This window comes from Rhizobium sp. YTUHZ045, assembly GCF_051124255.1.
Classification (GTDB): domain Bacteria; phylum Pseudomonadota; class Alphaproteobacteria; order Rhizobiales; family Rhizobiaceae; genus Rhizobium.
Genome location: NZ_CP101432.1, coordinates 3,759,351 through 3,782,789 on the forward strand (window position 1 = coordinate 3,759,351; position 23,439 = coordinate 3,782,789).

Consider the following 23,439-nt stretch of genomic DNA (forward strand, 5'->3'; position numbering starts at 1 on the left):
TCAACGGCGCTGCCGGACCGCGCCGGCGGCGATTGCGGGATGCAGCAGAACCTCTGCAGCCAGATCATCGATCTCTCGTGACGAATCAAGCCGCAGGACCGGGGCCGTCTGCGTTTCTAGCCATTGCTCATGCGCTGCAAGACTGCGGCGTTCCGGACCGGCCGTGTCGTAACTTGCCGCCCATTCCATGAATTCCCCGCTTTTGATTTCCATGTCACCGCCAGGCCCGATCCTGTCTCCGTAGCGGGCAATCTCCCGCGCGCGGATCCGCGCCATCCGCAGCTCCGGCTCGATCCTGAGAAACACGATCAGATCATAGAACGGCTCGATCGGCCTCGCCCATTTCAGCGCCGATCCGGAGAGGACCCCAGCCGTCATGCCGTGCCGCTTCTGCAAGCAGCAGCCGAATGCGTTCGTCGGCGTCACGCGGCGTCGTGAATGGCGGGTCGGTCGGCAGCCAGAAGAAATCGTCAGTATCGAGATGGGCGATATCGAGCCGTTCGGCAAGCGTATGACCGAGCGAAGTCGTGCCGGAACCGGATGCACCCATGATATGAATATGCACCATGATTGTCCCTCCGAAAGCTGCTCTCGACGCAACAATGGCATAGCCGGGACATGTGACGTCAATCTGACGCCGCGCTGAGCATGCGGCTATCGGAGAGCCGGAATTCCAGCATCAGATTGCGCTGCAGGATCGAATGGTTGTCGTCCGACACCATGATGATATGGGTCGTGCCGTCGGCGGCCTGAAACACGTCAAGCCCTTCCATATTGTCGATCTGCGAGTTGAAATTGCCTTCGAGCAGCAACTCGCCATCAACGACGGCCTGCGGCCGGATATCGGCGCCTTTGATGCGCCGAAGCCGCATGCCGATGCCTTCGGCCATGTTGAAGCGCCGCTCCAGGAGCAGCAGGTCGCCGTCCGGCAGGAAAGCACCGTCGGTGACGTCGAAGCTGCCATCGCGTTTGATCGAGAACAGCCCTTTCAGCGGGCCGCTGAGAATAGCCGCCATCCGATTGCCCTCGCTGTCGAGACCGCGCTCGGAGACGATGACCACGCCGCTCTTCAACGGACTGGAGGCGGGTGCCACGGCTATGGTTTCGATACCGCGATTGTCGCTCAGCATCTTGCGCGAGATGAGGATCGGCAGGGTAGCGGTCGCGCGCGATGCGGCAAAGCCGGGATCGGGATAAACGTCGACGCGATGATTTTGCTCGAAAGAGACCAATATCCGGTCGCCATCGAGCGCCACGCCCTCGGCATCCATATAGCCCTTGCCCTCGAGGCTGCGGCCGGCGCGGTTCTTCATCGGGGTGATCTCGACCTGAGAAAGGCCTGAAAGCCTGCCCCTCGCATCGCGCTCGATGCTGCCGGTCAGCCACTGGCCGGTATCGAGCACGACGATGAAGTGTTTCTGGTCCTGACGGAAACGGATGGAGGAAAGCGAGCCGAACAACGCTCGGCTGGAAACCATCTCCAGCCCGCCGAGGAATTCCAGCGAGCCGAACGTCGTCTCCGACGATCCGATCCTGTAATCGGTAATTTGCCGGCTAATTATGGGTATTTCGTCGCCGGCCATCGCCGCGGAAGCTCCCCCTACCAGGCAGAGCGAGATCGATGCCGCGCGGCACAGGCGCTTGACCATCATTCGATATGTTTCCTTCCCGCGTCAGCCGGCACGGCGTAACCGGCCGCCGCGAGGCTGGGCGGATTGATCTTCGAAGAGCGAGGCGAGCTGTTCGGTCATCGCGCCTGCAAGCTCGTCCGCATCGACGATCGTCACGGCGCGGCGATAGTAGCGCGTTACATCGTGACCGATGCCGATTGCCAGCAGTTCGACGGGCGAGCGCGTCTCGATCTGCTCGATGACGGCGCGCAGATGCCGCTCGAGATAATTGCCCGGATTGACGGACAGCGTCGAATCGTCGACCGGCGCGCCGTCCGAGATCATCATCAGAATGCGGCGCTGTTCACGGCGGGCGAGCAGGCGGTTATGCGCCCAGATCAGCGCCTCGCCGTCGATGTTTTCCTTGAGCAGGCCTTCGCGCATCATCAGCCCGAGATTGGCGCGTGCCCGCCGCCACGGCGCGTCGGCCGATTTGTAGACAATGTGGCGAAGGTCGTTGAGACGACCCGGCGTCTGCGGCTTGCCGCCGGCAAGCCAGGTTTCACGCGACTGCCCGCCCTTCCAGGCTTTCGTGGTGAAGCCGAGAATCTCGACCTTAACGCCGCAGCGCTCCAGCGTGCGGGCGAGAATGTCGGCGCAGGTAGCGGCTACCGTGATCGGCCTGCCGCGCATGGAGCCGGAATTGTCGATGAGCAGGGTGACGACCGTATCGCGGAACTGCGTGTCCCGCTCCATCTTGAAGGAGAGCGGCTGCATCGGGTCGATGATGATGCGCTGTAGCCGCGCCGTATCAAGATAGCCCTCCTCCAGATCGAAATCCCAGGAGCGGTTCTGCTGTGCCATCAGGCGGCGCTGCAGCCGGTTGGCCAAGCGCCCGACCGCGCCCTGCAGATGCGCCAGTTGCTTGTCGAGAAAGGCGCGCAGGCGCTCCAGCTCGGCGGCGTCGCAGAGTTCCTCAGCGGTGATGATCTCGTCGAACTCTTCGGTATAGACGTGATAATCGACCTTTTCGTTGAAATCGGCAAAAGGCGTATTCGGGCGGCGGGTCTCGCCAGGCGTTTCCGAATCGTCCTCGCCCTCTTCCATCATGTCGTCGTCGGAGATTTCGGCGCCTTCAGTCTCGCCGTCCTCCATCTGCTCGTCGGAAACCTCGCTGTCCTCGACCGGGGCGGCATCGGTGCCGGCATCCTCGTCGACCTCGTCCTGGTCCTGCTCCTCGCCGCTCGGCTGGTCTTCCTGCTCCGACTGATCGTCATTGTCAGCTTCGCTGTCGTCGTCGCCATACTCCTCGGCCATTTCCATCGCCGACAGCATGTTGCGGACGACCTTGGCGAAGGCCTGCTGGTCGTTTATCGCACCCGACAGGTTACCGAGTTCAGCCCCCGCCTTGTCTTCGATGAAACCGCGCCAGAGATCGAGCACCTTGCCGGCGGAGGCGGGCGGACGCTGGCCGGTCAGCTTCTCGCGCACCATCATGGCGACGGCTTCGCCGATCGGCGCGTCTTCCTGGCGCTCGATGCCGGTGAAATTCGCCTTGGCATATTTCTCTTCCGTCATGGAACGCAGGTTCGCCGCCACGCCCTCCATGCGCAGCGTCCCGATCGATTCGACACGCGCCTGCTCGACCGCATCGAAGATCGCCCGGGCGTCGGAGCCCTGCGGCGCCATTGTCGTATGCATCTTCTCGTCATGGCAGGCGAGGCGCAATGCCATGGAATCGCCTAGCCCGCGGGTGACCGCCAGCTCATGCGCCGTCGGCCGTTTGGAAAGCTCCGGCAGCCGGATGCGCTCGCCGGTCATACCAGGCCGTTCGTTGGCGAAGGTCACCTCGACATCGCCGTCGCCGGCGATCGAGCGGACGCAGCCGGATATCGCCCGGCGCAACGGCTCGACGTCGACGGGCGCACCGGGCTTTGCTTTCGAATTGTCACCGCGAGCTGCCATGATCGGTCGGGCCTCAGGCTCCGAGGACGATGTTGGCAGCACTTTCCTTCAGCTCCACGCCGAAGGCGCGCTGATAGTGCTCGGCGACCAGCGGGCGCTCCAACTCGTCGCACTTGTTGAGGAAGGTGACGCGGAAGGCAAAGGCGAGATCGCCGAAGATTTCGGCATTCTCGGCCCAGGTGATGACCGTGCGCGGGCTCATGACGGTCGAAAGATCGCCGTTCATGAAGGCGGCGCGCGTGAGATCGGCGACGCGGACCATCTTCGAGACGATCTCACGCCCTTCCCTGTCCTTGCCGAAGCTCTTCACCTTGGCGGCGACGATATTCACTTCGTGATCATGCGGCAGGTAGTTCAGCGTCGTCACGATCGACCAGCGGTCCATCTGTGCCTGGTTGATCTGCTGCGTGCCGTGATAGAGGCCGGTGGTGTCACCGAGGCCGATGGTGTTCGCGGTCGCAAACAGACGGAAGGCCGGGTGCGGCCGGATGACGCGGCTCTGGTCGAGCAGTGTCAGGCGGCCTGACGATTCCAGGACGCGCTGAATGACGAACATCACGTCGGGACGGCCGGCATCATATTCGTCGAAGACGAGCGCGACATTGTGCTGATAGGCCCAAGGCAGGATGCCGTCCTTGAACTCGGTGACCTGCAGCCCGTCCTTGACGACGATCGCGTCTTTGCCGACGAGATCGATACGGCTGACATGGCTGTCGAGGTTGATGCGCACGCAGGGCCAGTTGATGCGCGCCGCCACCTGCTCGATATGCGAGGATTTGCCCGTGCCGTGATAGCCGGAGATCATCACGCGGCGGTTATGCGCGAAGCCTGCGAGAATGGCGAGCGTCGTCTCGCGGTCGAACAGGTAGTCGGGATCGAGATCCGGCACATAGGCGTCACCCTTGCTGTAGGCAGGAACGCGGATGTCGGAATCGATGCCGAAGGTCTCGCGGACCGAAACGGTAGTGTCGGGCAGTTCTGAAATATCGAGGTCGATCTTGCTCATCATGTCTCCAAGGCGGGTGAAGCCACCCGGCCAAACTGTCTCAGGCCATGTCGCAACCGTGACGCCGCGATTTTATTCCGCGCCCGTCCAGGTCGGAACGTCGGCGATACTTCTCCGGGACTGAAACGAAACCTCGGCGGGATGATGACCGCGTGCGAGCATTCTTGAAAGAGTCCCGGACAAGAAACGCCGCGTCCGGAAGGTCGGCCGAGGCGATGTCGGGAAAACACGCAGATAGGAGCCGCGTTTGCCTGCGGCCTCAGCCGATTTGGACCATACCCGATTGAAGCCCAAGAGCAAGGACGGGAATTAACAAAAACCGTTCTGCTTCAACAATTGATACGCCTGGATGACGGCGCGGAAACGCTCTTCCGAGCCGCGGTCGCCGCCATTGGCATCCGGATGGTGCTTCTTGACCAGCTCCTTGTAGCGGCTCTTGATCTCCGCCGAGGTCGCATTGGCGTGGAGACCCATCGTGTCGAAGGCTTTGCTTTCGAGCGATTTCAGCTTGCGCGCCTGGGGAAAGCGCGGCCCGCTGCCCTTGCCGCCTTCCTTGACGAAGCCGAAGGGATCGCGAACGCGCGAGTAGGCGCCGGAGCGCACCTCGGAATGCAACGGGCTGTCCTTGGCCGACTTATTGACGCCGACGGTCCATGTCGGTCGATGGCCGGTGATCGCCTCTTTCTGGTAGCGCGCGATCTCGCCGTCCGAAAGGCCGGAGAAATAATTATAGCCCTTATTGTATTCCTTGACGTGCTCGAAGCAGAACAAAAAGAACTGGCCTTCCGCATTGCGTCCGACAGGAGCGCGATGCGCACCTTTCTTATCGCAGCCGTCCCATTGACAGGTAGGCGGCGCCTGCTCTGTCTCCTGCTCGCGTTTGCGGCGTGTGCGGATGCGATCGAAGTATTTTGAATCAAGTCTCATGGCGGCGCTAATTATGGGGCTGTCGCGAGGCGACAACAAGAATTGACAAATGGGAATGTTGCTGGCTTGGTGGGAACCCTTTTCGCGAAGCAGCAAGACCGGATGATGACCCTGCGGACCCGCATCGAAGAAAAACTTATCGAAGCCTTCGCGCCCGAACGCTTGAGCGTCATCGACGAAAGCCATCTGCATGCCGGCCACCAGCCTGACATCACGGGCACCGGCGAAACCCACATGCGGGTGAGGATCGTTTCGACTAAATTTGCCGGCCTCTCCCGCCTGGCGCGCCACCGGGCGATCACCGATCTGTTGAAACCGGAGCTCGATGCCGGCCTGCACGCGCTGGCCGTCGAACCAGCGGCACCTGGTGAACCCACCCGCTGGTAGCGGCACAGCAGCCTATATGGGTATAAGGCGCAGGCAATCCAACCGGATCACACCGGTTTTGTGTCGTCTTCCTGCGCGGGGCGGATGCGCAGCTTGGTGATGCGGTTCTTCTCCCGCTTCATCACGACGAAACGTTTGCCGTAGAAGGTAAAAGCCTGACGCTCTTCCGGGATGGTCATCGATTCATGGATGACGAGGCCGGCGATGGTCGTCGCCTCCTCGTCGGGCAGGTTCCAGTCGAGCGCGCGGTTGAGATCGCGGATCGGCACGCTGCCATCGACGACGACAGAGCCGTCCGCTTCCTGACGCACGCCCTGCATCTCGATATCGTGCTCGTCGGAAATGTCGCCGACGATTTCCTCGAGAATATCCTCCAGCGTGACGATGCCCTGCACCTCGCCATATTCGTCGACGACGACGGCGAAATGCTGCTTGCGGCGCAGAAAAGCGTTGAGCTGGTCCTCAAGATTGGTGCTGTCGGGCACGAACCACGGCTTCTGCGCGATCTTCACGATATCGAGATTCTGCGGCTCCATGTTCGGCTCGGCCAGTGCCCGCAGAAGATCCTTGGCGTGGACGACGCCGATGATGTTGTCGATCGTGCCGCGCCACAACGGCATGCGCGTATAGGGACTTTCAAGAATGGCGCGCACCACCGCTTCCGGCGGATCGTCGGCATTGATCGCCCGCATCTTGGTGCGGTGGACCATGATGTCTGATAGCTCCAGCTGGCTGAGGTCGAGCACGCCGCCGAGGCGATCGCGGTCGGCCTTCACCACCGATCCCTCGCGGTGCAGCAGATCGACGGCGCCGCGCAGCTCCTCATGCGCCGTCAGCATCGAAACTTCCCGCGAAAGATTGATGCCGAACAGCGCCAGGATCTGTCGCACAACCGCATTGACGAAGGAGGACACCGGGCCGACGATGGCGACGAACAATCTGGTGGGAAATGCGACGGCGAGCGCGAAGCGTTCCGGCGCCGAGATCGCCCAGCTCTTCGGCAGCACCTCCGCGAAGATGACGAGGATGATGGTCATGGCGAGCGTCGCCAGCGCCACACCCGAACTGCCGAACAGCCCGAGAAAAAGGCTGGTGGCGATCGAGGAAGAGAGGATGTTGGCAAGATTGTTGCCGATCAGCAGCGTACCGATCAGCCGGTCGCGCCGTTCGATCAACTGCCTGACGAGGCCGGCGCGTTCATCGCCGTTGACCTCAAGCGTATGAATGCGGCTGCGCGAAACGGCGGTGAGCGCCGTCTCCGTGCCGGAGAAAAAGGCGGACGTCAGCACGAGCGCCGTGATCGAAAGGATCTCCGGCCAGTAGGTCGCAAGAAACGCCAAAGCGCCTTCGATCGTCGTCAAGGATGTTTTTCCCGGAGAAAACTGAGCACTTCGGATGCCGGAACATCGTCGGCGACGAAGGACTGACCGATGCCGCGCGTCAGGATGAAGGTGAGCTTGCCGCTCTTGACCTTTTTGTCCTGCGCGATCGCATCCATCAGCGATTCAGCCGGCGGCAGCTCGCCCATGATATCCGCCATGCGGGTCGGCAGGCCGACTTCCTTCAGATGCCGCTCGACGCGCTGCGCATCGTCCGGGCTCGCAAAGTTCATTCGTGCGGAAAATTCATGCGCCAGCACCATGCCGATCGACACGCCCTCACCGTGCACCAGGCGGCGGCTGTCATAAGCGGTCGCCGCTTCCAGCGCATGCCCGAACGTATGGCCGAGATTGAGCAGCGCCCGCTGGCCGGTTTCCCGCTCGTCGGCAACGACGACATCGGCTTTCGCCTGGCAGCTGGCAGCGATGGCCTCGATGCGGGCCGAGCCGCCCGTAAACACCGACTTCCAGTTCGCTTCCAGCCAGGCAAAGAAATCCGGCTTGTCGATCAGCCCATACTTTGCGACCTCGGCGTAGCCTGCGCGGAATTCCCGCCCGCTCAGCGTATTCAGCACATCCGTATCGGCCAGGACCAGGTCCGGCTGATGGAAGACGCCGATCAGGTTCTTGCCGTGGCGAGAATTGATGCCGGTCTTGCCGCCGACGGAGGAATCGACCTGCGCCAGCAGCGAAGTCGGCACTTGCACGAAGCGCACGCCGCGGCGGACGATGCCGGCGGCAAAACCCGAGAGGTCACCGATGACGCCGCCGCCGAGCGCGATCACGCAGTCGTTGCGCTCGACCCTGGCTTCGAGCACCTTGTCGCAGACATCAATGAGATGTTCGAAGCTCTTCGTCTTTTCGCCGGGCGGCAGCACGACCTCGGCCGAGACGATACCTGCCGCATTGAGGCTCGCGACGACGGCCTCGAGATAGAGCGGAGCGACGTTTTCGTCGGTGATGATGGCCGCCTTGCGGCCTTTGAGACGCGAGGCGATCTCGGCGCCGGCCCGCGCAATCAGCCCTGGCCCGATCAGGATGTCATAGGCGCGCTCGCCGAGCGGCACATGCACCGTCTGGACTGATGAGGTGGAGCTTATCGCATTCATGACGCTGCACTTTCTTTCTGTTCGACCACGGCCTTCAGCACCTCGTCCGCCATGATTTCCTTGCGCACATCACGCGAGAGTATGGTGAGGTCTGCCTGCGCATAGATCGGGTAACGCGCCTTCATCAGATTTTCGAGGGTCTGCTTGGGATTTTCGGTCTTGAGCAGCGGCCGCGTGTCACGCTTGTTGACCCGCTCCCAAAGCACGTCGAGATCAGCCTTCAGCCAGATCGACAGCCCGCCCTTTTTTATATGCCTGCGGGTGCGGTCATTGATGAAGGCGCCGCCGCCGGTGGAGACGACGCGCGGTCCGCTCTTCAGGAGCCGCTTCATCACTCGCGTTTCCAGCGCCCGGAACTCTTCCTCGCCATAGGCTGCGAAAAGTTCGGCAATGGTCATGCGCGACACCCGCTCGATCTCATGATCGCTGTCGATGAAGGGAATGCCGAGTTGGCTGGCGACGATGCGCCCGACGGAGGATTTCCCGGCGCCCATCAGGCCGACGAGGATCAGATTGCGTGAACCGAGCGCAGCGCGAGCTCTGTCTTTCAGGCTGTCAGCAACGGTCAGCAGTGGTTCACTCATCGGTCCATTCACACTTTGTTTGCAAACCGTATCGACAAATGCAGGTGGAGCGTCAAGTCGCGGACAAGGGAATCATGGCTCGAATGGCGCTTCTTGCACTTGCGAATACGCTTCTTATAACAGAAGCACAGCATGAAGGAGTTGCCGGATGCCGACCCTGTTCCGTTTCCTGTTCTTCTGCGCGATCCTCGCCGGGACGGTTTACGGAGCGATGTGGGCGCTCGTGACCTTCGTCGAGCCCGAGCCGCGCGACGTGACGATTCGTCTTCCCTCCGAGCGGGTCAACCCGCCGGCGACGGGCACAATCGGCACGACCGGGAAGTGAGTGAGATGATGGATCTAAGCCGCGTCCACGTGGAGTCCTTCCTGGAAATGATGAGCGCCGAACGTGGCGCTGCCGCCAACACCCTGCAATCCTACCAGCGCGACCTCGACGATGTCAGCGCTTTCCTGAACGGCCGCAGCATAAGGTTGACCGAAGCCGGTTCCGCCGACCTGGCCGCCTATCTCGCCTCGCTCGCCCGCCAGGGCTTCAAGCCCTCCTCGCAAGCACGCCGGCTCGCCGCGATGCGGCAATTCTACAAGTTCCTCTATGCCGAGGGCCTGCGGACCGACGACCCCACAGGCGTTCTCGATGCGCCGAAGAAGGGGCGTCCGCTGCCGAAGACGATGGGGGTCGAGGAGGTCGGCAGGCTGCTGTCGCAAGCGCAGGCCGAGGCCGACGATCCGGCTCCGGGCCAGTTGCAGCGCCTGCGCATGCTGGCGCTGTTGGAACTGCTCTATGCCACCGGCATGCGCGTCAGCGAACTCGTCTCGCTACCGGCCCGCGTACTTGACCAGGAGGGCCGTTTCCTGATGATCCGCGGCAAGGGCAACAAGGAGCGGCTGGTGCCGCTGTCGCACTCCGCGATCGCGGCCCTGAAATCGTATGGGCGCCTACTGGCGACCGAGACCGCCGCGGCGAAGGAGCCGCAGGAAAGCCCTTGGCTCTTTCCTGCCGCCTCCAAGGAGGGATACCTGCCGCGCCAGGTTTTCGCGCGCGACCTCAAGAACCTGGCGATCCGCGCCGGCCTGACGCCGTCGCTGATCTCGCCGCACGTCATGCGCCACGCCTTTGCCAGCCACCTGCTTGCCAACGGCGCCGATCTGCGCGTCGTGCAGGAACTCCTCGGCCATTCGGACATTTCGACCACACAGATCTATACGCATGTCCTCGAAGAGCGGCTGCAGCAGCTCGTCCAGATGCATCACCCCCTTGCCAAACAGGCGAAAAAGCACGAATAGGACCGGCGACAAGGGGCGGAGCCAGGAAAACGCCCCGGGCACAAGGAACGGAAACGCACCTCATGCACAATTATCTCGACTTCGAAAAGCCGATCTCCGACCTCGAAGGCAAGATCATCGAGCTGAAGAAGCTCGCAATGGAAGACGAGAGCATCGACACCACCGATGAGATCGGCAGGCTGGAGGTTCGCGTCCGCGAAGCGATCGTCGAAATCTATTCCAAGCTCAATGCCTGGCAGAAGACGCAGGTCGCCCGCCACCCGCAGCGCCCGCATTTCGTGGATTACGCCAAGACGCTGTTTCAGGAATTCACCCCGCTTGCCGGCGACCGCAAGTTTTCCGAGGATGCCGCGATCCAGGCGGGCCTTGCCCGCTTCCGCGGCCAGCCGGTCGCCGTCATCGGTCAGGAAAAGGGCAACGACACCAAGACTCGCCTGAAGCACAATTTCGGCAGCCCCCGGCCGGAAGGCTACCGCAAGGCGATCCGCATCCTTGAAATGGCTGACCGTTTCGGCCTGCCTGTCATTTCGCTGGTGGATACGGCAGGCGCCTATCCCGGCGTCGGCGCCGAGGAGCGCGGCCAGGCCGAGGCGATTGCCCGCTCGACGGAAATGTGTCTCGGCGTCAAGGTTCCCCTCGTTTCCGTCGTCATCGGCGAGGGCGGCTCGGGCGGCGCGATCGCAATTGCCACCGGCAACAGGGTCTATATGCTCGAGCATTCGATCTACAGCGTCATTTCGCCGGAAGGGGCGGCCTCCATCCTCTGGCGCGATTCGACCCGCGCCCGGGAAGCGGCGACCAACATGAAGATCACCGCCGAAGACCTGAAATCGCTCGGCGTCATCGACGGCATCATTTCCGAGCCGCTCGGCGGCGCCCATCGCGATCCCGATAGCGTGATCGCCGCAACCGGCGACGTGATCGCCAATGCGCTCGGCGAAATGGCATCGCGTTCCGGCGAACAGCTGCGCAATGAGCGGCGTCAGAAATTCCTCAATATGGGCCGCAACCTCTAAGACAAGTTGCGCTTTTCAGCGATTGGGGCCAAATCTTGGCCACATTGATATTATCTGTAACATTCGCGCTTGCGGGGATGTTCGAGGCACGTCATAGGCTGGTAAGGTTTTATAAAGTATAAGCCGCCTATGATTCCCTCCAATGCCCGAACTCCATAGGCGGACCGGGTCGCACTATCTTTATGGGCTAGTTTGGATGCGCATACGTCATTTTGCCTATGTTTCCGTCATGGCGCTGGCTCTCGCCGGCTGCAACGATACGCTGGAAGTGGCGCAGGTCGATCTTTCCAAGGTCAAGAACAAGGTCGAACAGCCGCTCCCTCCCCATATCCTCAACGCCATGGCCGCTAAGGGCATGGACCGCAATTCGCCCATCATGATCCGCATCTTCAAGGAAGAAGGTGCAATGGAGATCTGGAAAGCGAAGACCGACAACCGTTTTGACAAGATCGCCGATTACAAGATCTGCGCCTGGTCCGGCCGCCTCGGTCCGAAGGTCAGGACCGGCGACCGGCAGGCGCCGGAAGGCTTCTACGAGCTGACCCGCGCCAACCTGAACCCGAATTCCAAATATTATCTGGCGATCAACACCGGCTTCCCGAACCGCTACGACGCAGTGAACGGCCGCACCGGTTCCGATCTGATGATCCACGGCGCCTGCTCGTCATCCGGCTGCTATTCGATGACCGACCAGCAGGTGCTGGAGATCTATGCCTTTGCCCGTGACGCCTTCAAGGGCGGCCAGTCGACCGTGCAACTGCAGGCCTTCCCGTTCCGCATGACGGCGGAAAACATGGTCAAGCATCGCCTCGACCCGAACTATGACTTCTGGAAGATGCTGAAGGTCGGCTACGACAATTTCGAAGTGACGAAGCGCCCGCCGGAGGTGAACGTCTGCGAGAAGAAATATGTCTTCAACCAGCAGGCAACCGATGGCGGCGCCTTCAACGCCGCCGGCAAATGCCCTGCCATGTCGACGCCGCCGGCGCTGACGGCAGCCCTTGCCTCCTACGGCAAGACCTATGACGCCGACTATGCCAAGGCGATGAGCAAATATGACGGCATGGCCTGGTACGACCCGTCCGAAGCCGAGCGCAAGGCCGTGGTCGCCAAGCTGCGCAAGGGCCGCGAACTCGCTTTCGCGCCGACAGGCACCTCGCTGGAAGCCGGCCGCATGGTCAAGGTCGCCGAACTCGAGGACCTGATGGCCAAGCGCACGACGCAGAGCCTCACCGCCAACTCCGCGGCCGGCGCCACACCCGCAACGCCGGCCCAGCCGCAGGCAACGACCGTCGCCGCCGCAACGCCTGCGGTCGTGCCGGTGCCGATGCCGAACCCGCTCGCCTATACCGCGCCCGAGCCGCAGGAGACGGCAGACGCCGCGGCAAAGAAGCCGTTCTGGAAATTCTGGGCGCGGAACTGAACGGCTTGAACCCCGTTCTCTACGATCTCCGCGGCCTAAAATGCCCACTCCCCGTGATGAAGACGCGCCGGAAGCTTGCCGCCATGACAAGCGGCACGCTCGTCCTCGTCGATACCAGCGATCCGATGGCAGTGATCGATATGCCGCATTTCTGCAATGAGGACGGTCACGAACTGGTCGCGACGGAAAAGACCGAAGACGGCCACCGCTTCCTGATCCGCAAGCGGTAAAACATCTCACTTGACGTAGCAGCCTGAAAAATCGGACTCGATAAGAACGACGCGGCGCGCCTTTAGATGCGCAAACCCGGAATGGCGAGTGGATTGTCGGACAGCGCCTGACGATCCGGTGTGTCGATCCGCGGCTTGCCGAGGAAGGCGTCGAAAAGATCCTTCACGAAAGCTTCGGGCAGATCCTTAGTGATCAGCACCATGCGCGTGCGCCGGTCTTGCGGATTCGGCCACGCCGGCAGCCGCACCGGCGGGTGAAAGATGCTCTGGACGCCCTGCAGCACCAGCGGCCGTTCCGGTCGGTCGGAGACGGATACGATCGCCTTCATCCGCAACAGCTTTTCGCCATGGGCCGAGCGCAGGAGATCGACGAACATTTCGAGCGCCATCGGATCAATCGGCTTTTCTTCGACGATGGAGAAAGACCGGATCGAGGCATCGTGACGATTGACGTCGTGCGGATCCTGCTGCGCATGATCATGATGGTGGTGGCCGTGGTCATCACGATGATGGTGATGGCCATCGTGATCGTGGTCATGATCATGATGATGCGCCTCATGCGCATCCTCGTCCTGCAGCCAGCGCCCGACATCGGCGATCTTCGTTGCCGGGTCGTAGAGACCGTTCACCAGGAGCGCGGCGCCGCCGGCCTCGGCGCCGTCGGCATCCATCATCGCCGCGCGCGGATTGAGCGTCCGCAGGCGCTGTTCCAGCTCCGCCGTTGCGCCGGCCATCGACCTCTTCGAGACGATCAGCCGGTCTGCAACCGCAGCCTGCCTGCGCGCTTCTTCGTGATTGTCGAGCGTCTGCAGCCCATTGACCGCATCGACGACCGTCACGACGCCGTCGAGTTCGAAATTTGTGGCGATGACCGGATTGCCCATGATTGCCTGCATGACGGGCGCGGGATCGGCAAGACCGGTCGTTTCGATGACGACGCGCTTCACCGGCTTGACGCGGCCCGTCTGGACGGCGTCCATCAGGTTCGCCAGCGTATCCACAAGCTCGCCGCGCACCGTGCAGCAGAGGCAGCCGTCGGACAATTCGATGATCGAATCGCCGGAACTTTCGACCAGCAGATGGTCGATGCCGACATCGCCGAATTCATTGATGATGACAGCCGCATCCTTCATGTCAGGATCTTTGAGGATGCGGTTCAGCAGCGTCGATTTGCCGGCGCCGAGAAAGCCGGTCAGGATGGTGACCGGAATCCTGTCGTTAAACGCGCTCATATCTGCCTTACCTTAGAAGCCCATCTTGTCTCAAAACGCGGTCGGGCGCGGCAGCGGCACCGGCACGTTGGCGATGCCGCCAGCCGTATCGCCGGTCGCCACCTTTTCCGGCTGCTGAGACGGCTGCGGGTCCTGCCCCGGAATGAGGCCGGCGAAGACGAATTGCGGGTCGTGGTCCATTTCCAGAATGTAGGGCGAGTGCACCTTCATGCGGCCGACCTCGTCTCGCGTTTCGCTGCGTATCTTGGCGCCCTTGGCGCTGCATATATCGGCTGTAATGTCGGTCACCTGGTCTTGCCCTGGTCCGTAAGGCTTTAGCGAACCCAGCGTCTCATTGCCGGGAAACTGGGTGGTAAAGCCCTTCTGCAACAGATTCGCCGTCGCATCGGCACGCGCCGCGAGACTGTCCGTGCCGAGCACGACGGAAACAAGCGTACGGCCGTTGCGCGTCGCCGAACCGATCTGGTTGAAGCCCGATGCGCAGATGAAGCCGGTCTTCATGCCGTCGGCACCGGCGAAGCGGCCGATCAGCATATTGAGGTTCGGCACGTTCTGCTGGCCGGTGGTGAAGCCTTCAAGTGCGAAATAGCTGGCATATTGCGGAAACTCGCGACGCAGCGCCACCGTCAGCACCGCCAGGTCGCGCGCCGTCGTATATTGCCCCTTGCCCGGCAGGCCGTTCGGATTGACGAAATGCGAATCCGTCATGCCGAGCTTCAGCGCCTCGCCGTTCATCCGGGTCACGAAACCTTCCTGCGTACCGCCGACGGCTTCTGCGACCGCGACAGCAATATCGTTGGCCGATTTCACCATCAGGATCTTCAAGGCACTGTCGAGCGTCAGCTTCTGGCCCGGCTTGAAATACATCTTAGCGGCCGGCTGCGCGGCGGCGCGCTTGCTCATGACGATGGGCGTATCGAGGCTGATCTGGCCGGCGCGGATCGCATCGAAGACGGTATAGACGGTCATCAGCTTGGTGAGTGAGGCCGGATACCACTTTCGGAAGGCTTCTTCGTGTTCGAGAACGCGGCCTGTCTGCACGTCGACGAGAATATGCGGATTGGCCTGGACGAGCGAAACGGAAGCGACAAAAGCGGCAGTCGCCGCAACCATGAAACGAAACGGCCGCATGGCGGCAAACAAACGGAAGTGGCTCGTCGACACGGTTCGTCCTTCAGATGTCCGGAAAATCTCGCAACCTTCATCTATCTAGCCTATATGGCTATGACATGGCAAAGGTCATTGACGAAGTAATTGCACGGGCCTCACGCCCATTTGAAGCGACGAACGATTGTCGGAATTTGATAACAGGAACGCCAAGATGCCGATTTTGAACAGAGCCGCCGAATTGCAGGACGAAGTCGCCGAATGGCGCCGCCATATCCATGCCCGGCCCGAGCTTCTTTTCGCGGTGGAAAACACGGCCGCTTTCGTCACTGAGAAACTCAAGGATTTCGGGGTTGACGAGATCGTCACCGGCATCGGCCGCACCGGCGTCGTCGGACTAATCAAGGGCAAGGGCGAAGGCCGCCGCACGATCGGCCTGCGCGCCGACATGGATGCCCTGCCGCTGACTGAGATCACCGGTAAGCCCTGGGCTTCGAAGACGCCGGGCAAGATGCATGCCTGCGGACATGACGGCCACACCGCCATGCTGCTCGGCGCCGCGAAATATCTCGCCGAAACCCGCAATTTCAATGGTAATGTCGCCGTCATCTTCCAGCCCGCCGAAGAAGGCGGCGGCGGCGGCAATCTGATGGTCAAGGATGGCATGATGGAGCGCTTCGGGATCGAAGAAGTCTACGGCATGCACAACCTGCCGGGCCTGCCTGTGGGACAGTTTGCGATCCGCAAGGGCGCCATCATGGCGGCAACCGACGAATTCACCGTCACCATCAAGGGCCGCGGCGGCCACGCCGCCCAGCCGCACCGGACGATCGACCCGATCGCCATCGCCGCCCAGATCGTCAACAACCTGCAGATGATCGCCTCGCGCACTGCCGATCCGATCCGCTCGGTCGTCGTTTCGGTGACCAAGTTCAATGCCGGTTTCGCCCATAACGTCATCCCGAACGATGCGACCTTCGCCGGCACCGTTCGCACCCTCGACCCTGAGATGCGCACACTTGCCGAGACGCGCTTTCGGCAGATCATCGAGGGCCTGGTCGCGGCTCATGGGGCCGAGGCCGAAATCAGCTTCAACCGCAACTATCCCGTCACCGTCAACCATCCCGATGAGACCGAGCACGCGGTCGCCACTGCGAGCGCCATTGCCGGCGAAGCAAACGTCAATGCCGAAATCGATCCGATGATGGGCGGCGAGGACTTCTCCTATATGCTGAACGCCCGTCCCGGCGCCTTCATCTTCATCGGCAACGGCGACAGCGCCGGCCTCCACAACCCGGCCTACGACTTCAACGACGAAGCCATCGCCCACGGCATCTCCTACTGGGTGCGCCTTGCCGAACAACGCCTCGGGCTTTGACAAGAATTAAGGCTTGGCTTCGCGCCAAGCCTTTTGTATGCATGGCATCCAAGTGGTCCCGTAGCTCAGCAGGATAGAGCACCTTCTAGGGGAGGATTTTTACCTGTTGGCGCAAATGGGCCTGCGTCGCGCTGGAACGTGGAGCCAGTAAACTTACCGACGAGGTCGGATTGAAATTTGCGGAGGTATGAGTTACGACGGCTCCGCAAACACAGGAAGAAGTCCACGTAGCTCAGCAGGATAGAGCACAGGATTCCTCAATTGGGGGTTGTATTAGGAAACTCTTACAATCTAACTGCTCAAAGTCGGGGAACGCTTCGCTGGGCTTCCAGCATGCCAATCCCGAGCCAAGCCCTGAAGAAATTCAGGGAAGTGTGTAGAGACTGGACGGGCAGCACCTAAAAGCATTCGTGCTCATGGTGAAGGGACAGTCCAGACCACGAACGCGGAAGCGGCGGCGAAAGTCGAAGTGGTATGAATCCTGGGGTCGGAGGTTCGAATCCTCTCGTGGACACCATTTCCTGTGTAGATTGGCATTGGGGCGTACTCCCTCTGCCGATTGAGCCGAGCCTGTAAGTCCCTTTTTTTAGTTTCAGCAGAATTGGTCAGTTTGGTGGGCCGATGGGAAAGCTTGAACCGCGAAAATCATCGCTCTCGAGCTTTTCTCGTTTTCCGGATACGTTCGTGATCGTCGGTGAACTTCTTCAGGGCACCGAATAGCGTGGCACTCATCACGCGTGTCCCGGGCGGCGTCTTCGCTGTGACGCGCAGCCCGATTTCATCGAGCTTGAAAGGACCATCTACAGCGTCTCGAAGCCAGATTCCGAGTGCGTTCATGACCTCGTCCGCATCTGGCGATTCCGGAGCATCGGCAGCTTGAACTGGAACGCCTTCGTCGATGATCTTTTTGAGTACGTTGTTTCGCTGCGTCACTTCGGCAACTATCGCCTTCAGGTGATCGACGAGGTTACTCATCGATGGTGTCATCACCGAAGTGTCGATCTTGGCGACCTCGTCCACAGACATCGCCGGATCGGCGTCGATATTCATGACATCGTGATAGGCTTTCCTCCAAATTCTCAGCGGCTGTTGGTAGGAGTTGTAGATCGTCCGCTCTAGCGGGAAGTAGGGGTTATGCTTCCTCCCTTCCTCCGACACGACCTTCGCGGTCGGAAGAATGGGAGTCCGCCGTTGTAGCAAGCTTCGACAGATACTGTTTATGCCTTCAATGTTTGACCTTGCCCGACTTTCGTCGGGCAAGGATTCAAGAAGGCTTTCAGACTTCCTATCAGCAATGGCGATGATGGCTCCGATGCGACTTGCCATCAAACGCTCTCCAGCAGACCGGTTTTTCCGCCCGGCAAGCTTCCGAATGTGATCGGATCGGAAAGAGCCGTATCGATAAGTTTTCGCACCTGATCCTCAACTCCTAAGTCGTGCAGGCGCAGGGTTCCATCAATCAGCCTATCTATCGCATCGGCTTGAATTCGCGCGTTCGCATAAAGCGCATATTGGTCCAACGCCCGCCGACGATGCTCGGGGCTCACATGCGTCAACAACTGAGGAGGGGTGATTCCACTATTGAACAACATCTGGGCAATCCACTCGTCACGGCGAGCCTCGATGCGGTCATCACCAAGAATTCGATGCACACGGCCCGCAGCAGTAATGCGGACAGCCTGCTCGAACTCCGACACTTCCTTGAATTCCACTACCGAAGATCGGGCATTCGCGACCAGCATGATGCCAACGTCCTGATTGGGGTTCTGGTCAAGCAACTTCACGCTCGCATTGCATAGGAGTTCGATGTTGAAGATCGAATTTTCGACCACTTCCTGTTCATTTTTGACCTTCTGTATTTCAGCGCCGTGGTCATCACATTCATTGTCAAAAGCATCCGCCGTTAGCAGGCCGGCCAGGTGGGCGTCATGTCGTTCACCTGCGATCTGGTTAAGCCTCGCCTCTTCCCGGGCGAGATCGCGGCGACGCGCACACAGCTTCGTGCCATACTCCGTGAGTTCGTTGAGCCATGGTGGCCCAGAAATGAAATGCCGGCACATGACACAGTTGCGCGGTTCCACAGGTTCGTAGACAGTCTTCGAGGTCCCGTCTCCTTCGTCCTTTCGGCTGACTGCGCCGCCGTCGCTGCACCGGCTGCCGTCAAATGGACAGACGCCGATGGCGACGTTGATAAATTGCATTTGCGATTCTGATTCAATTGCGTTCCGCACTGCATTTGGCGAAAGGGAAACCGTATTCTTTCTCGCCTCCTCGATTTCCCAGCGCCGAAGATCGTCGATGAAATCGCGCTGGGCAAGTGACCGGGCGGCAGCCCTCTCGACCTCGTCGGCCACCTCCGATGCATGTGGCTCGGTGTAGTAAATCGTCATCAAGAGGCTGGCGTGTCCGGCTATGAACTTGCTCAGCAAATCGAGCGGCATCCCTCCGCGTCGTAGGTTCGTTAGTCCGCGCACGCGGAGACCGTGGATATTGTATCTTGGTCGATAGGGCTGGTTGGCCTTCGGATGGATATCGACCAAGGTTAAATGGTTTGCGGGATGTCGCTGGTTATATCTTTTCTCGATTTCGTATAGCAGTGAGCACCAAGCGTGATCGAGTTCGGAACGCGTTACGGTGCGTCCAGGGGTCGGCCAGTATTTGTTTGGGAATAGGCGGCTGAGCGGAAAAATCTCCGGCATCTCTTCTTTCGTCGCGTCAGAATAGTGCTGAGGCGCATCCAGATATATTTCGGGACCGATCGGAGCAGTGATCGGATTGTATCGAGCCTGCCACTTTCGGAGGTCCGAGAGGATCTTGAACACTTTCGGAATGTGCCATGGAACGGCGAATGGTTTTCCGGTCTTGTTTGTGTTCACCCAGACACCGGTGATCGGCTTGATCTCATCTTCGATTTCAATCGCGTACCCTCTGGTCGGAAAGCCGTCCGCCGCTTCCCCGGCGCGATCGGCCCAGTAACCGGAAAGTGGTCCCGAATTATGCTTCCACTTCAGGGTGTCGCCATCAAAAATTCTGCTATCGCCCTCGCCACTGTCCAGACGACGGATCTGCCCCATGCGTAGCGGGAGCTCAAGCATGACTTGGAAAAGCGACGGGATCACAGGGCAGTAGATGTTTCGCAACGTGCCATCAACTTGAACATCCACGCGGAAGTTTTCCCCTGGCCACCCGCTTCCGCCTTCTTCCAGGATCTCTCTCATCAGCGGTATAAGCTTTTCGGGCAGCGGCCGGGACCGACTACTACTCGGCTTTTTAATTTTCTTGACCTCAGCTTCGAGTCTGGCGACCTCCTTCGCGGTGACAAGGTCGAAGATTGTCTTGCCGCCAGTGTCACCAAGCTGTTCGCTAATGCTTACCGAAAGCTTTCTCGCCGCTCTCACCGTGGTGAGCATGTTCCTTGTTGCCTTGCCGTCGCCTTTTCTCTTCATGAACGAGACAAAAGTCTCCGGACGCGCTGCCGTCGCCGCAACTCGACGAATTGTCTCGGTTGGAAAATTTTCTCGGAGGTATGCTGTCAAGTTCAATGCTGCGGACTGAGCCAAAGCAGGCCTCATCCGTGTCTCTTCACGGAACTCGTCAAAGAAATGCAACATTTCCCGATCGAGGATATCGGTCGAATATTGAAAACCGTGCCAACTCATCGGTGTTTTTACCGAGGGAGCACGATGTTTTCGCCCTTTTTGAAGGAGCGAGCCCTCGTTGAATATCTTGGCCAGGCCAGCAACGACGTTCAGTATACACTGAGCGGCTACCCCTCCTTTTCCCAGGATCTGTTGATTCCAACTGAGCCCATCAGGCGACCGGAAGAAATCGACAACCGCATGGACGAACTCCAACGGCATTTCCTCGATCGAGGTTAGTCCCGATGCGGAAACGCTGAACACCGCTAAAATTCGCTCGACAGTCCCCTGCGATGTGGCACGGTTGTTTACCCCGTCCAGGAAAGCAAACGCGCCGGCAGCATCAAGCGCCTCGCGAAGTTCCCACCCGATTTCCGATAAGTCGTTGAAGTGTTTGCAGAGTTCTCTATGCAGGGGGAGCTCGAATATCGCGAAGGGAGATATGCAAACGCCAGCATCATAGATTTCATCGGCCGCCACAAGATATTCCGCGGTGATGCGTTTAGTTGCTCCCGCCGACTTTACCAAATCAAGCGCACTCATAATTTTCGGCTGAAAGACCTTCTCGCCGTCCCTTAAGTCGTCTCTTTCAAGATTAAGGTAGATCTCTTCGCCGTTCTTGCTGGTAAAAAAGGTCATCAGTCTTCCTCGCTCCGGGCGTCTACACTCGATTTGGACGATGTCCGTTCCATCGCCTCTCGGAGCAGGTCTTCTATCTCGGCGACCGTTAGCCGCGTGTAGAGCTGCTGCAACTTGAGTGTTGTGTGGTGCATGCACCGCCCATCCAGGCGCCCCCTCATTGGCAGTCCTTCGCTTGGTTTCGCTTGCATTAGTTGGCTCCGATCAGCGTTGCTGTGTGAAGAACGCCGGGTCATCGAATTGCGCCATGAAGGCCATCCGCATGTCGCTGAATTTCGATTTTGACGACGACGGCCTCTCCATCACCTCTTGGAGCAAGTAGTTGATCTCGAATGCCGTCAGGCGCGTGTAGACGTGGTGCGACTTGAGGGACGCATGATGCATGCAACGCTGGATTATCGGCCCCTCCACCCCCAGAGAATGCAAAAACCTGCCGTAGAAATGCCGCCCACCGTGTTTCGTCGTACCGCGTTCCTTTTCTGGGGCGAGCATCTGTGGATCGTCGTAGCGCTTGCCGAGCCGGTTGATCGCCTGGGTCCACATATAATCGAAGGCGGACATCGTGTATGGATCGCCCACCCCGACACCGTGCGGTGTGTCGTGTCGTCGAGCAGTCACAAGTAGAAACGGATGATCTCCGGCCGATGCTGGTCGTCTCGCCATTATCGCCGGGCGTGTTATGAGGAGGTACCGCTTGAGAAGCATTGAAGTTCGGCGTCGAAGCGACCCGATCGGCAGGAAAAAGCCGGGCGTTCCCACATCGTCGCCCGCCATGCCTTTCCACCCTGCTTTAAAGGGGCTTCCCTCGTCGAGATTGCGCGGGATGAAGCCGAAATCACGGAGGTAATCGGTGCGCGTGATTTCAGTACCGGCTCTATTTATCTTCCCGGACTCTGGATGATGAAAGAAGATGAAGGCATCGTCCCGGATGAACTGGATGTCCGTCGCATAGAGGTGAAAGGCCTCGCTCGCGCGAATCCCGAGCGCGAAAATCAGATGCGACACGATCTGGGCTGCTTCGTCTCCATCTCCAGCCTCGTCGATGAACGCCCGATGGAGGAAGGGAGCAACGTATTTGGACGGGAATGCGGGAACCGCATCGATGACCTTCGCTGCTCGGCGTATCACGCCGGGAAAGGCATGAGACGGCTCCTTTTTCGTACCCTTCAGGTGAGTAAGGAGCGAGTTTTGCTTGCGTATCGCCAGTTCCATCGCAAGCCCAAGGGCAACGCTTGGGATGGTCGCCGTCGCATCAGTAGCGGCAGCTTGCACCCAACTTGACGCAGCCGGGTCGTCGCGGAGCCATCTGAAGTGGAGCGTTAGCGCCGATAGCAGGACCTTCGCTTGACCTTTTCCGAGTCCGTTCCAATAAAGCTTGGTGGCGTCAACGACCCGACCGTTGGGCGCAAGCTGCATAGTCCCGTTCACCAAGGATCTGGCCAGGCCGCGCAGTAGCCGCCGCTGCAAGACCCCTTGTGCTTTCCAGATATGATAGTCCGGGGATTCGGCAACCGAGAGGGAATGGTCGACCAGCGTTCCCATGGCGCGGGCTGCGTTATGCATCCACTTGAACGACATGGCCGCGTGGTCAGCGTAGTAGTCCAGGAGTGGCTGATACCGCGAGATCCTGATACCCGTGGCGTCGGGGATCGCCAGATACAAGACGGGCCGTTTTACCCGCATGCCGTCCTCCCGTACACTCTGCCGTACAATGAGATGAAAGCGTCCGCGCTCGAGTGTTCTAAAATTCAGTGAAGAGCTAGACCTATTGTTCGTCATTGGTAGCGTCCGAACTGATGTCGTTGCCTTTCAGTAAGCGCAAAATTGTCCGCGCCACTCCCGGTGACGCCAAGCCGTCTTTACCAGCTCGATCCTTATGTCCATGCTCACTGGCAGCCGACCCGACCACACTTTTACGATTGTAGACTTGTGCAGGTTCCCTTGTCGCCGCTTCCTCTCCCTGTCGGAGCAAGGGCATCCATCGCACCGACCGTTTCTTGTCCGAGGTGGAAGTTGAGGCCGGGTCTTCTAGGGCTCCACTTTCTTCCCACAGGTGTTCGAGCTTAGCGGTTAGCCAGCGCTCTTGAGCCGGCGACAACTCATAGGTGCGGGACGTCGTCCCTATAAATTCGGGCGCCTCTACGCATTTCGGACAGGGTTTGTCGATGCCGTCTGGACGTCGGGTTTGGTCTTCATCTTCGTTGTTCATCTCATCTCCATTGTTGCGTAGAAGTCCGAGTTGCCTTGGACGCGAACAGCGTCACTCCGCGGCGCGTCGCGCGATGCGGTGTCTCCGGATCTGTGTTTGAAACTGATCTCTTGGCCCGAGAGCCGAGTGCCGCTGATTCGGACAAAGAGGCGATATCGCACAGGTCGGACCGTCACGGCGACGCCATGAGGCGTTGCAGCGGCGCGAACTCGCACGGAATATCCCAGTGAATCCAGCGTTTGCAGATGCTTAGGGCATCTGCAAACGATCGTTCAGCTTTGTCCGGAAAAAGATGGCGCGTGGGGGCTGATGGTGC

20 protein-coding genes and 1 pseudogene are annotated in these 23,439 nt (G+C 60.1%); 7 read left to right on the forward strand and 14 right to left on the reverse strand.

Annotated features, from left to right (window positions below; all coding sequences use genetic code 11):
• The 5 genes and pseudogenes from NMA58_RS18560 to NMA58_RS18580 form a co-directional block, all read right to left on the reverse strand.
• Positions 1-568: pseudogene (locus NMA58_RS18560) on the reverse strand (ATP-binding protein).
• Positions 569-626: 58 nt separating this feature from the next.
• Positions 627-1,652 (reverse strand): esterase-like activity of phytase family protein, encoded by a 1,026-nt coding sequence (locus tag NMA58_RS18565; RefSeq protein WP_434711552.1) that lies wholly within the window; start codon positions 1,650-1,652, stop codon positions 627-629.
• 21 nt (positions 1,653-1,673) lie between these two features.
• The gene (gene cobT / locus NMA58_RS18570) at positions 1,674-3,575 is read right to left on the reverse strand and encodes a cobaltochelatase subunit CobT (protein ID WP_434711553.1); all 1,902 of its coding nucleotides are present in this window, start codon (positions 3,573-3,575) and stop codon (positions 1,674-1,676) included.
• Between the two features lie 13 nt (positions 3,576-3,588).
• Positions 3,589-4,581: a cobaltochelatase subunit CobS gene (cobS, locus tag NMA58_RS18575; RefSeq protein ID WP_064805316.1), complete on the reverse strand. Its 993-nt coding sequence runs from the start codon at positions 4,579-4,581 to the stop codon at positions 3,589-3,591.
• Positions 4,582-4,890: 309 nt separating this feature from the next.
• A complete protein-coding gene (locus tag NMA58_RS18580) occupies positions 4,891-5,508 on the reverse strand; it encodes a J domain-containing protein (RefSeq protein ID WP_085779650.1) in 618 nt (205 codons plus the stop codon).
• Positions 5,509-5,610: 102 nt separating this feature from the next.
• Here NMA58_RS18580 and NMA58_RS18585 point away from each other — a divergent pair, with 102 nt between their 5' ends.
• Positions 5,611-5,895, forward strand: coding sequence for a BolA family protein (locus tag NMA58_RS18585; RefSeq protein ID WP_176536407.1), 285 nt, complete (start codon positions 5,611-5,613; stop codon positions 5,893-5,895).
• A 47-nt stretch (positions 5,896-5,942) separates the two neighbouring features.
• Here the strand turns inward: NMA58_RS18585 and NMA58_RS18590 are convergent, their stop codons facing one another.
• The 3 genes from NMA58_RS18590 to NMA58_RS18600 are packed head-to-tail and all read right to left on the reverse strand — an operon-like array spanning position 5,943 to position 8,967.
• Complete coding sequence (locus tag NMA58_RS18590) at positions 5,943-7,256, reverse strand: HlyC/CorC family transporter (RefSeq protein WP_221138011.1); 1,314 nt, start codon at positions 7,254-7,256, stop codon at positions 5,943-5,945.
• Positions 7,253-8,383 carry a 3-dehydroquinate synthase gene (gene aroB / locus NMA58_RS18595; RefSeq protein ID WP_430959668.1) on the reverse strand — a complete coding sequence of 377 codons (1,131 nt, stop codon included), beginning with the start codon at positions 8,381-8,383 and terminating at the stop codon, positions 7,253-7,255. The genes NMA58_RS18590 and aroB overlap by 4 nt, the downstream gene beginning before the upstream one ends.
• Positions 8,380-8,967, reverse strand: a complete 588-nt coding sequence (locus NMA58_RS18600) for a shikimate kinase (RefSeq protein ID WP_085779653.1) — start codon at positions 8,965-8,967, stop codon at positions 8,380-8,382. Before NMA58_RS18600 ends, aroB begins: the two co-directional genes overlap by 4 nt.
• Positions 8,968-9,115: 148 nt before the next feature.
• Between NMA58_RS18600 and NMA58_RS18605 the strand changes: the two genes are divergently transcribed.
• From NMA58_RS18605 to NMA58_RS18625, 5 genes are all read left to right on the forward strand, one after another.
• Positions 9,116-9,292, forward strand: coding sequence for a hypothetical protein (locus NMA58_RS18605; RefSeq protein WP_430959667.1), 177 nt, complete (start codon positions 9,116-9,118; stop codon positions 9,290-9,292).
• A gap of 5 nt (positions 9,293-9,297) precedes the next feature.
• On the forward strand, positions 9,298-10,251 hold the full coding sequence (xerD, locus tag NMA58_RS18610) for a site-specific tyrosine recombinase XerD (protein WP_085779654.1): 954 nt from the start codon (positions 9,298-9,300) through the stop codon (positions 10,249-10,251).
• A gap of 62 nt (positions 10,252-10,313) precedes the next feature.
• Positions 10,314-11,267: an acetyl-CoA carboxylase carboxyltransferase subunit alpha gene (locus tag NMA58_RS18615; protein ID WP_085779655.1), complete on the forward strand. Its 954-nt coding sequence runs from the start codon at positions 10,314-10,316 to the stop codon at positions 11,265-11,267.
• Between the two features lie 196 nt (positions 11,268-11,463).
• On the forward strand, positions 11,464-12,690 hold the full coding sequence (locus NMA58_RS18620) for a L,D-transpeptidase family protein (protein WP_434711554.1): 1,227 nt from the start codon (positions 11,464-11,466) through the stop codon (positions 12,688-12,690).
• 5 nt (positions 12,691-12,695) lie between these two features.
• The gene (locus tag NMA58_RS18625) at positions 12,696-12,920 is read left to right on the forward strand and encodes a sulfurtransferase TusA family protein (RefSeq protein WP_434711555.1); all 225 of its coding nucleotides are present in this window, start codon (positions 12,696-12,698) and stop codon (positions 12,918-12,920) included.
• A 62-nt stretch (positions 12,921-12,982) separates the two neighbouring features.
• Here NMA58_RS18625 and NMA58_RS18630 read toward each other — a convergent pair whose 3' ends face one another.
• A complete protein-coding gene (locus NMA58_RS18630; protein WP_434711556.1) occupies positions 12,983-14,152 on the reverse strand; it encodes a CobW family GTP-binding protein in 1,170 nt (389 codons plus the stop codon).
• 30 nt (positions 14,153-14,182) lie between these two features.
• Complete coding sequence (locus NMA58_RS18635) at positions 14,183-15,316, reverse strand: D-alanyl-D-alanine carboxypeptidase family protein (protein ID WP_085779659.1); 1,134 nt, start codon at positions 15,314-15,316, stop codon at positions 14,183-14,185.
• A gap of 157 nt (positions 15,317-15,473) precedes the next feature.
• On the opposite strand from NMA58_RS18635, the gene NMA58_RS18640 reads away from it, so the two are divergent.
• Entirely contained in the window at positions 15,474-16,637 is a 1,164-nt protein-coding gene (locus NMA58_RS18640) for a M20 aminoacylase family protein (RefSeq protein WP_183705336.1), read from the forward strand.
• Between the two features lie 645 nt (positions 16,638-17,282).
• Here NMA58_RS18640 and NMA58_RS18645 read toward each other — a convergent pair.
• The 4 genes from NMA58_RS18645 to NMA58_RS18660 all read right to left on the reverse strand — a co-directional run bounded on the left by NMA58_RS18645 (position 17,283) and on the right by NMA58_RS18660 (position 23,123).
• Positions 17,283-17,963, reverse strand: a complete 681-nt coding sequence (locus tag NMA58_RS18645) for a hypothetical protein (protein ID WP_434711557.1) — start codon at positions 17,961-17,963, stop codon at positions 17,283-17,285.
• Positions 17,963-20,914, reverse strand: coding sequence for a VPA1269 family protein (locus tag NMA58_RS18650; RefSeq protein ID WP_434711558.1), 2,952 nt, complete (start codon positions 20,912-20,914; stop codon positions 17,963-17,965). Before NMA58_RS18650 ends, NMA58_RS18645 begins: the two co-directional genes overlap by 1 nt.
• A 204-nt stretch (positions 20,915-21,118) precedes the next feature.
• Positions 21,119-22,597, reverse strand: a complete 1,479-nt coding sequence (locus NMA58_RS18655; protein WP_434711559.1) for a hypothetical protein — start codon at positions 22,595-22,597, stop codon at positions 21,119-21,121.
• 82 nt (positions 22,598-22,679) lie between these two features.
• Complete coding sequence (locus tag NMA58_RS18660) at positions 22,680-23,123, reverse strand: hypothetical protein (protein WP_434711560.1); 444 nt, start codon at positions 23,121-23,123, stop codon at positions 22,680-22,682.
• Between the last annotated feature and the right edge of the window lie 316 nt (positions 23,124-23,439).

Excerpts from the sequence above, each read along its gene's own strand:
- NMA58_RS18565 (WP_434711552.1), bottom strand. The coding sequence starts at position 1,652 with ATGATGGTCAAGCGCCTGTGCCGCGCGGCATCGATCTCGCTCTGCCTG.
- cobT (WP_434711553.1), bottom strand. The coding sequence starts at position 3,575 with ATGGCAGCTCGCGGTGACAATTCGAAAGCAAAGCCCGGTGCGCCCGTC.
- cobS (WP_064805316.1), bottom strand. The coding sequence starts at position 4,581 with ATGAGCAAGATCGACCTCGATATTTCAGAACTGCCCGACACTACCGTT.
- NMA58_RS18580 (WP_085779650.1), bottom strand. The coding sequence starts at position 5,508 with ATGAGACTTGATTCAAAATACTTCGATCGCATCCGCACACGCCGCAAA.
- NMA58_RS18585 (WP_176536407.1), top strand. The coding sequence starts at position 5,611 with ATGATGACCCTGCGGACCCGCATCGAAGAAAAACTTATCGAAGCCTTC.
- aroB (WP_430959668.1), bottom strand. The coding sequence starts at position 8,383 with ATGAATGCGATAAGCTCCACCTCATCAGTCCAGACGGTGCATGTGCCG.
- NMA58_RS18600 (WP_085779653.1), bottom strand. The coding sequence starts at position 8,967 with ATGAGTGAACCACTGCTGACCGTTGCTGACAGCCTGAAAGACAGAGCT.
- NMA58_RS18605 (WP_430959667.1), top strand. The coding sequence starts at position 9,116 with ATGCCGACCCTGTTCCGTTTCCTGTTCTTCTGCGCGATCCTCGCCGGG.
- xerD (WP_085779654.1), top strand. The coding sequence starts at position 9,298 with ATGATGGATCTAAGCCGCGTCCACGTGGAGTCCTTCCTGGAAATGATG.
- NMA58_RS18615 (WP_085779655.1), top strand. The coding sequence starts at position 10,314 with ATGCACAATTATCTCGACTTCGAAAAGCCGATCTCCGACCTCGAAGGC.
- NMA58_RS18620 (WP_434711554.1), top strand. The coding sequence starts at position 11,464 with ATGCGCATACGTCATTTTGCCTATGTTTCCGTCATGGCGCTGGCTCTC.
- NMA58_RS18630 (WP_434711556.1), bottom strand. The coding sequence starts at position 14,152 with ATGAGCGCGTTTAACGACAGGATTCCGGTCACCATCCTGACCGGCTTT.
- NMA58_RS18640 (WP_183705336.1), top strand. The coding sequence starts at position 15,474 with ATGCCGATTTTGAACAGAGCCGCCGAATTGCAGGACGAAGTCGCCGAA.
- NMA58_RS18645 (WP_434711557.1), bottom strand. The coding sequence starts at position 17,963 with ATGGCAAGTCGCATCGGAGCCATCATCGCCATTGCTGATAGGAAGTCT.
- NMA58_RS18650 (WP_434711558.1), bottom strand. The coding sequence starts at position 20,914 with ATGACCTTTTTTACCAGCAAGAACGGCGAAGAGATCTACCTTAATCTT.
- NMA58_RS18655 (WP_434711559.1), bottom strand. The coding sequence starts at position 22,597 with ATGCGGGTAAAACGGCCCGTCTTGTATCTGGCGATCCCCGACGCCACG.
- NMA58_RS18660 (WP_434711560.1), bottom strand. The coding sequence starts at position 23,123 with ATGAACAACGAAGATGAAGACCAAACCCGACGTCCAGACGGCATCGAC.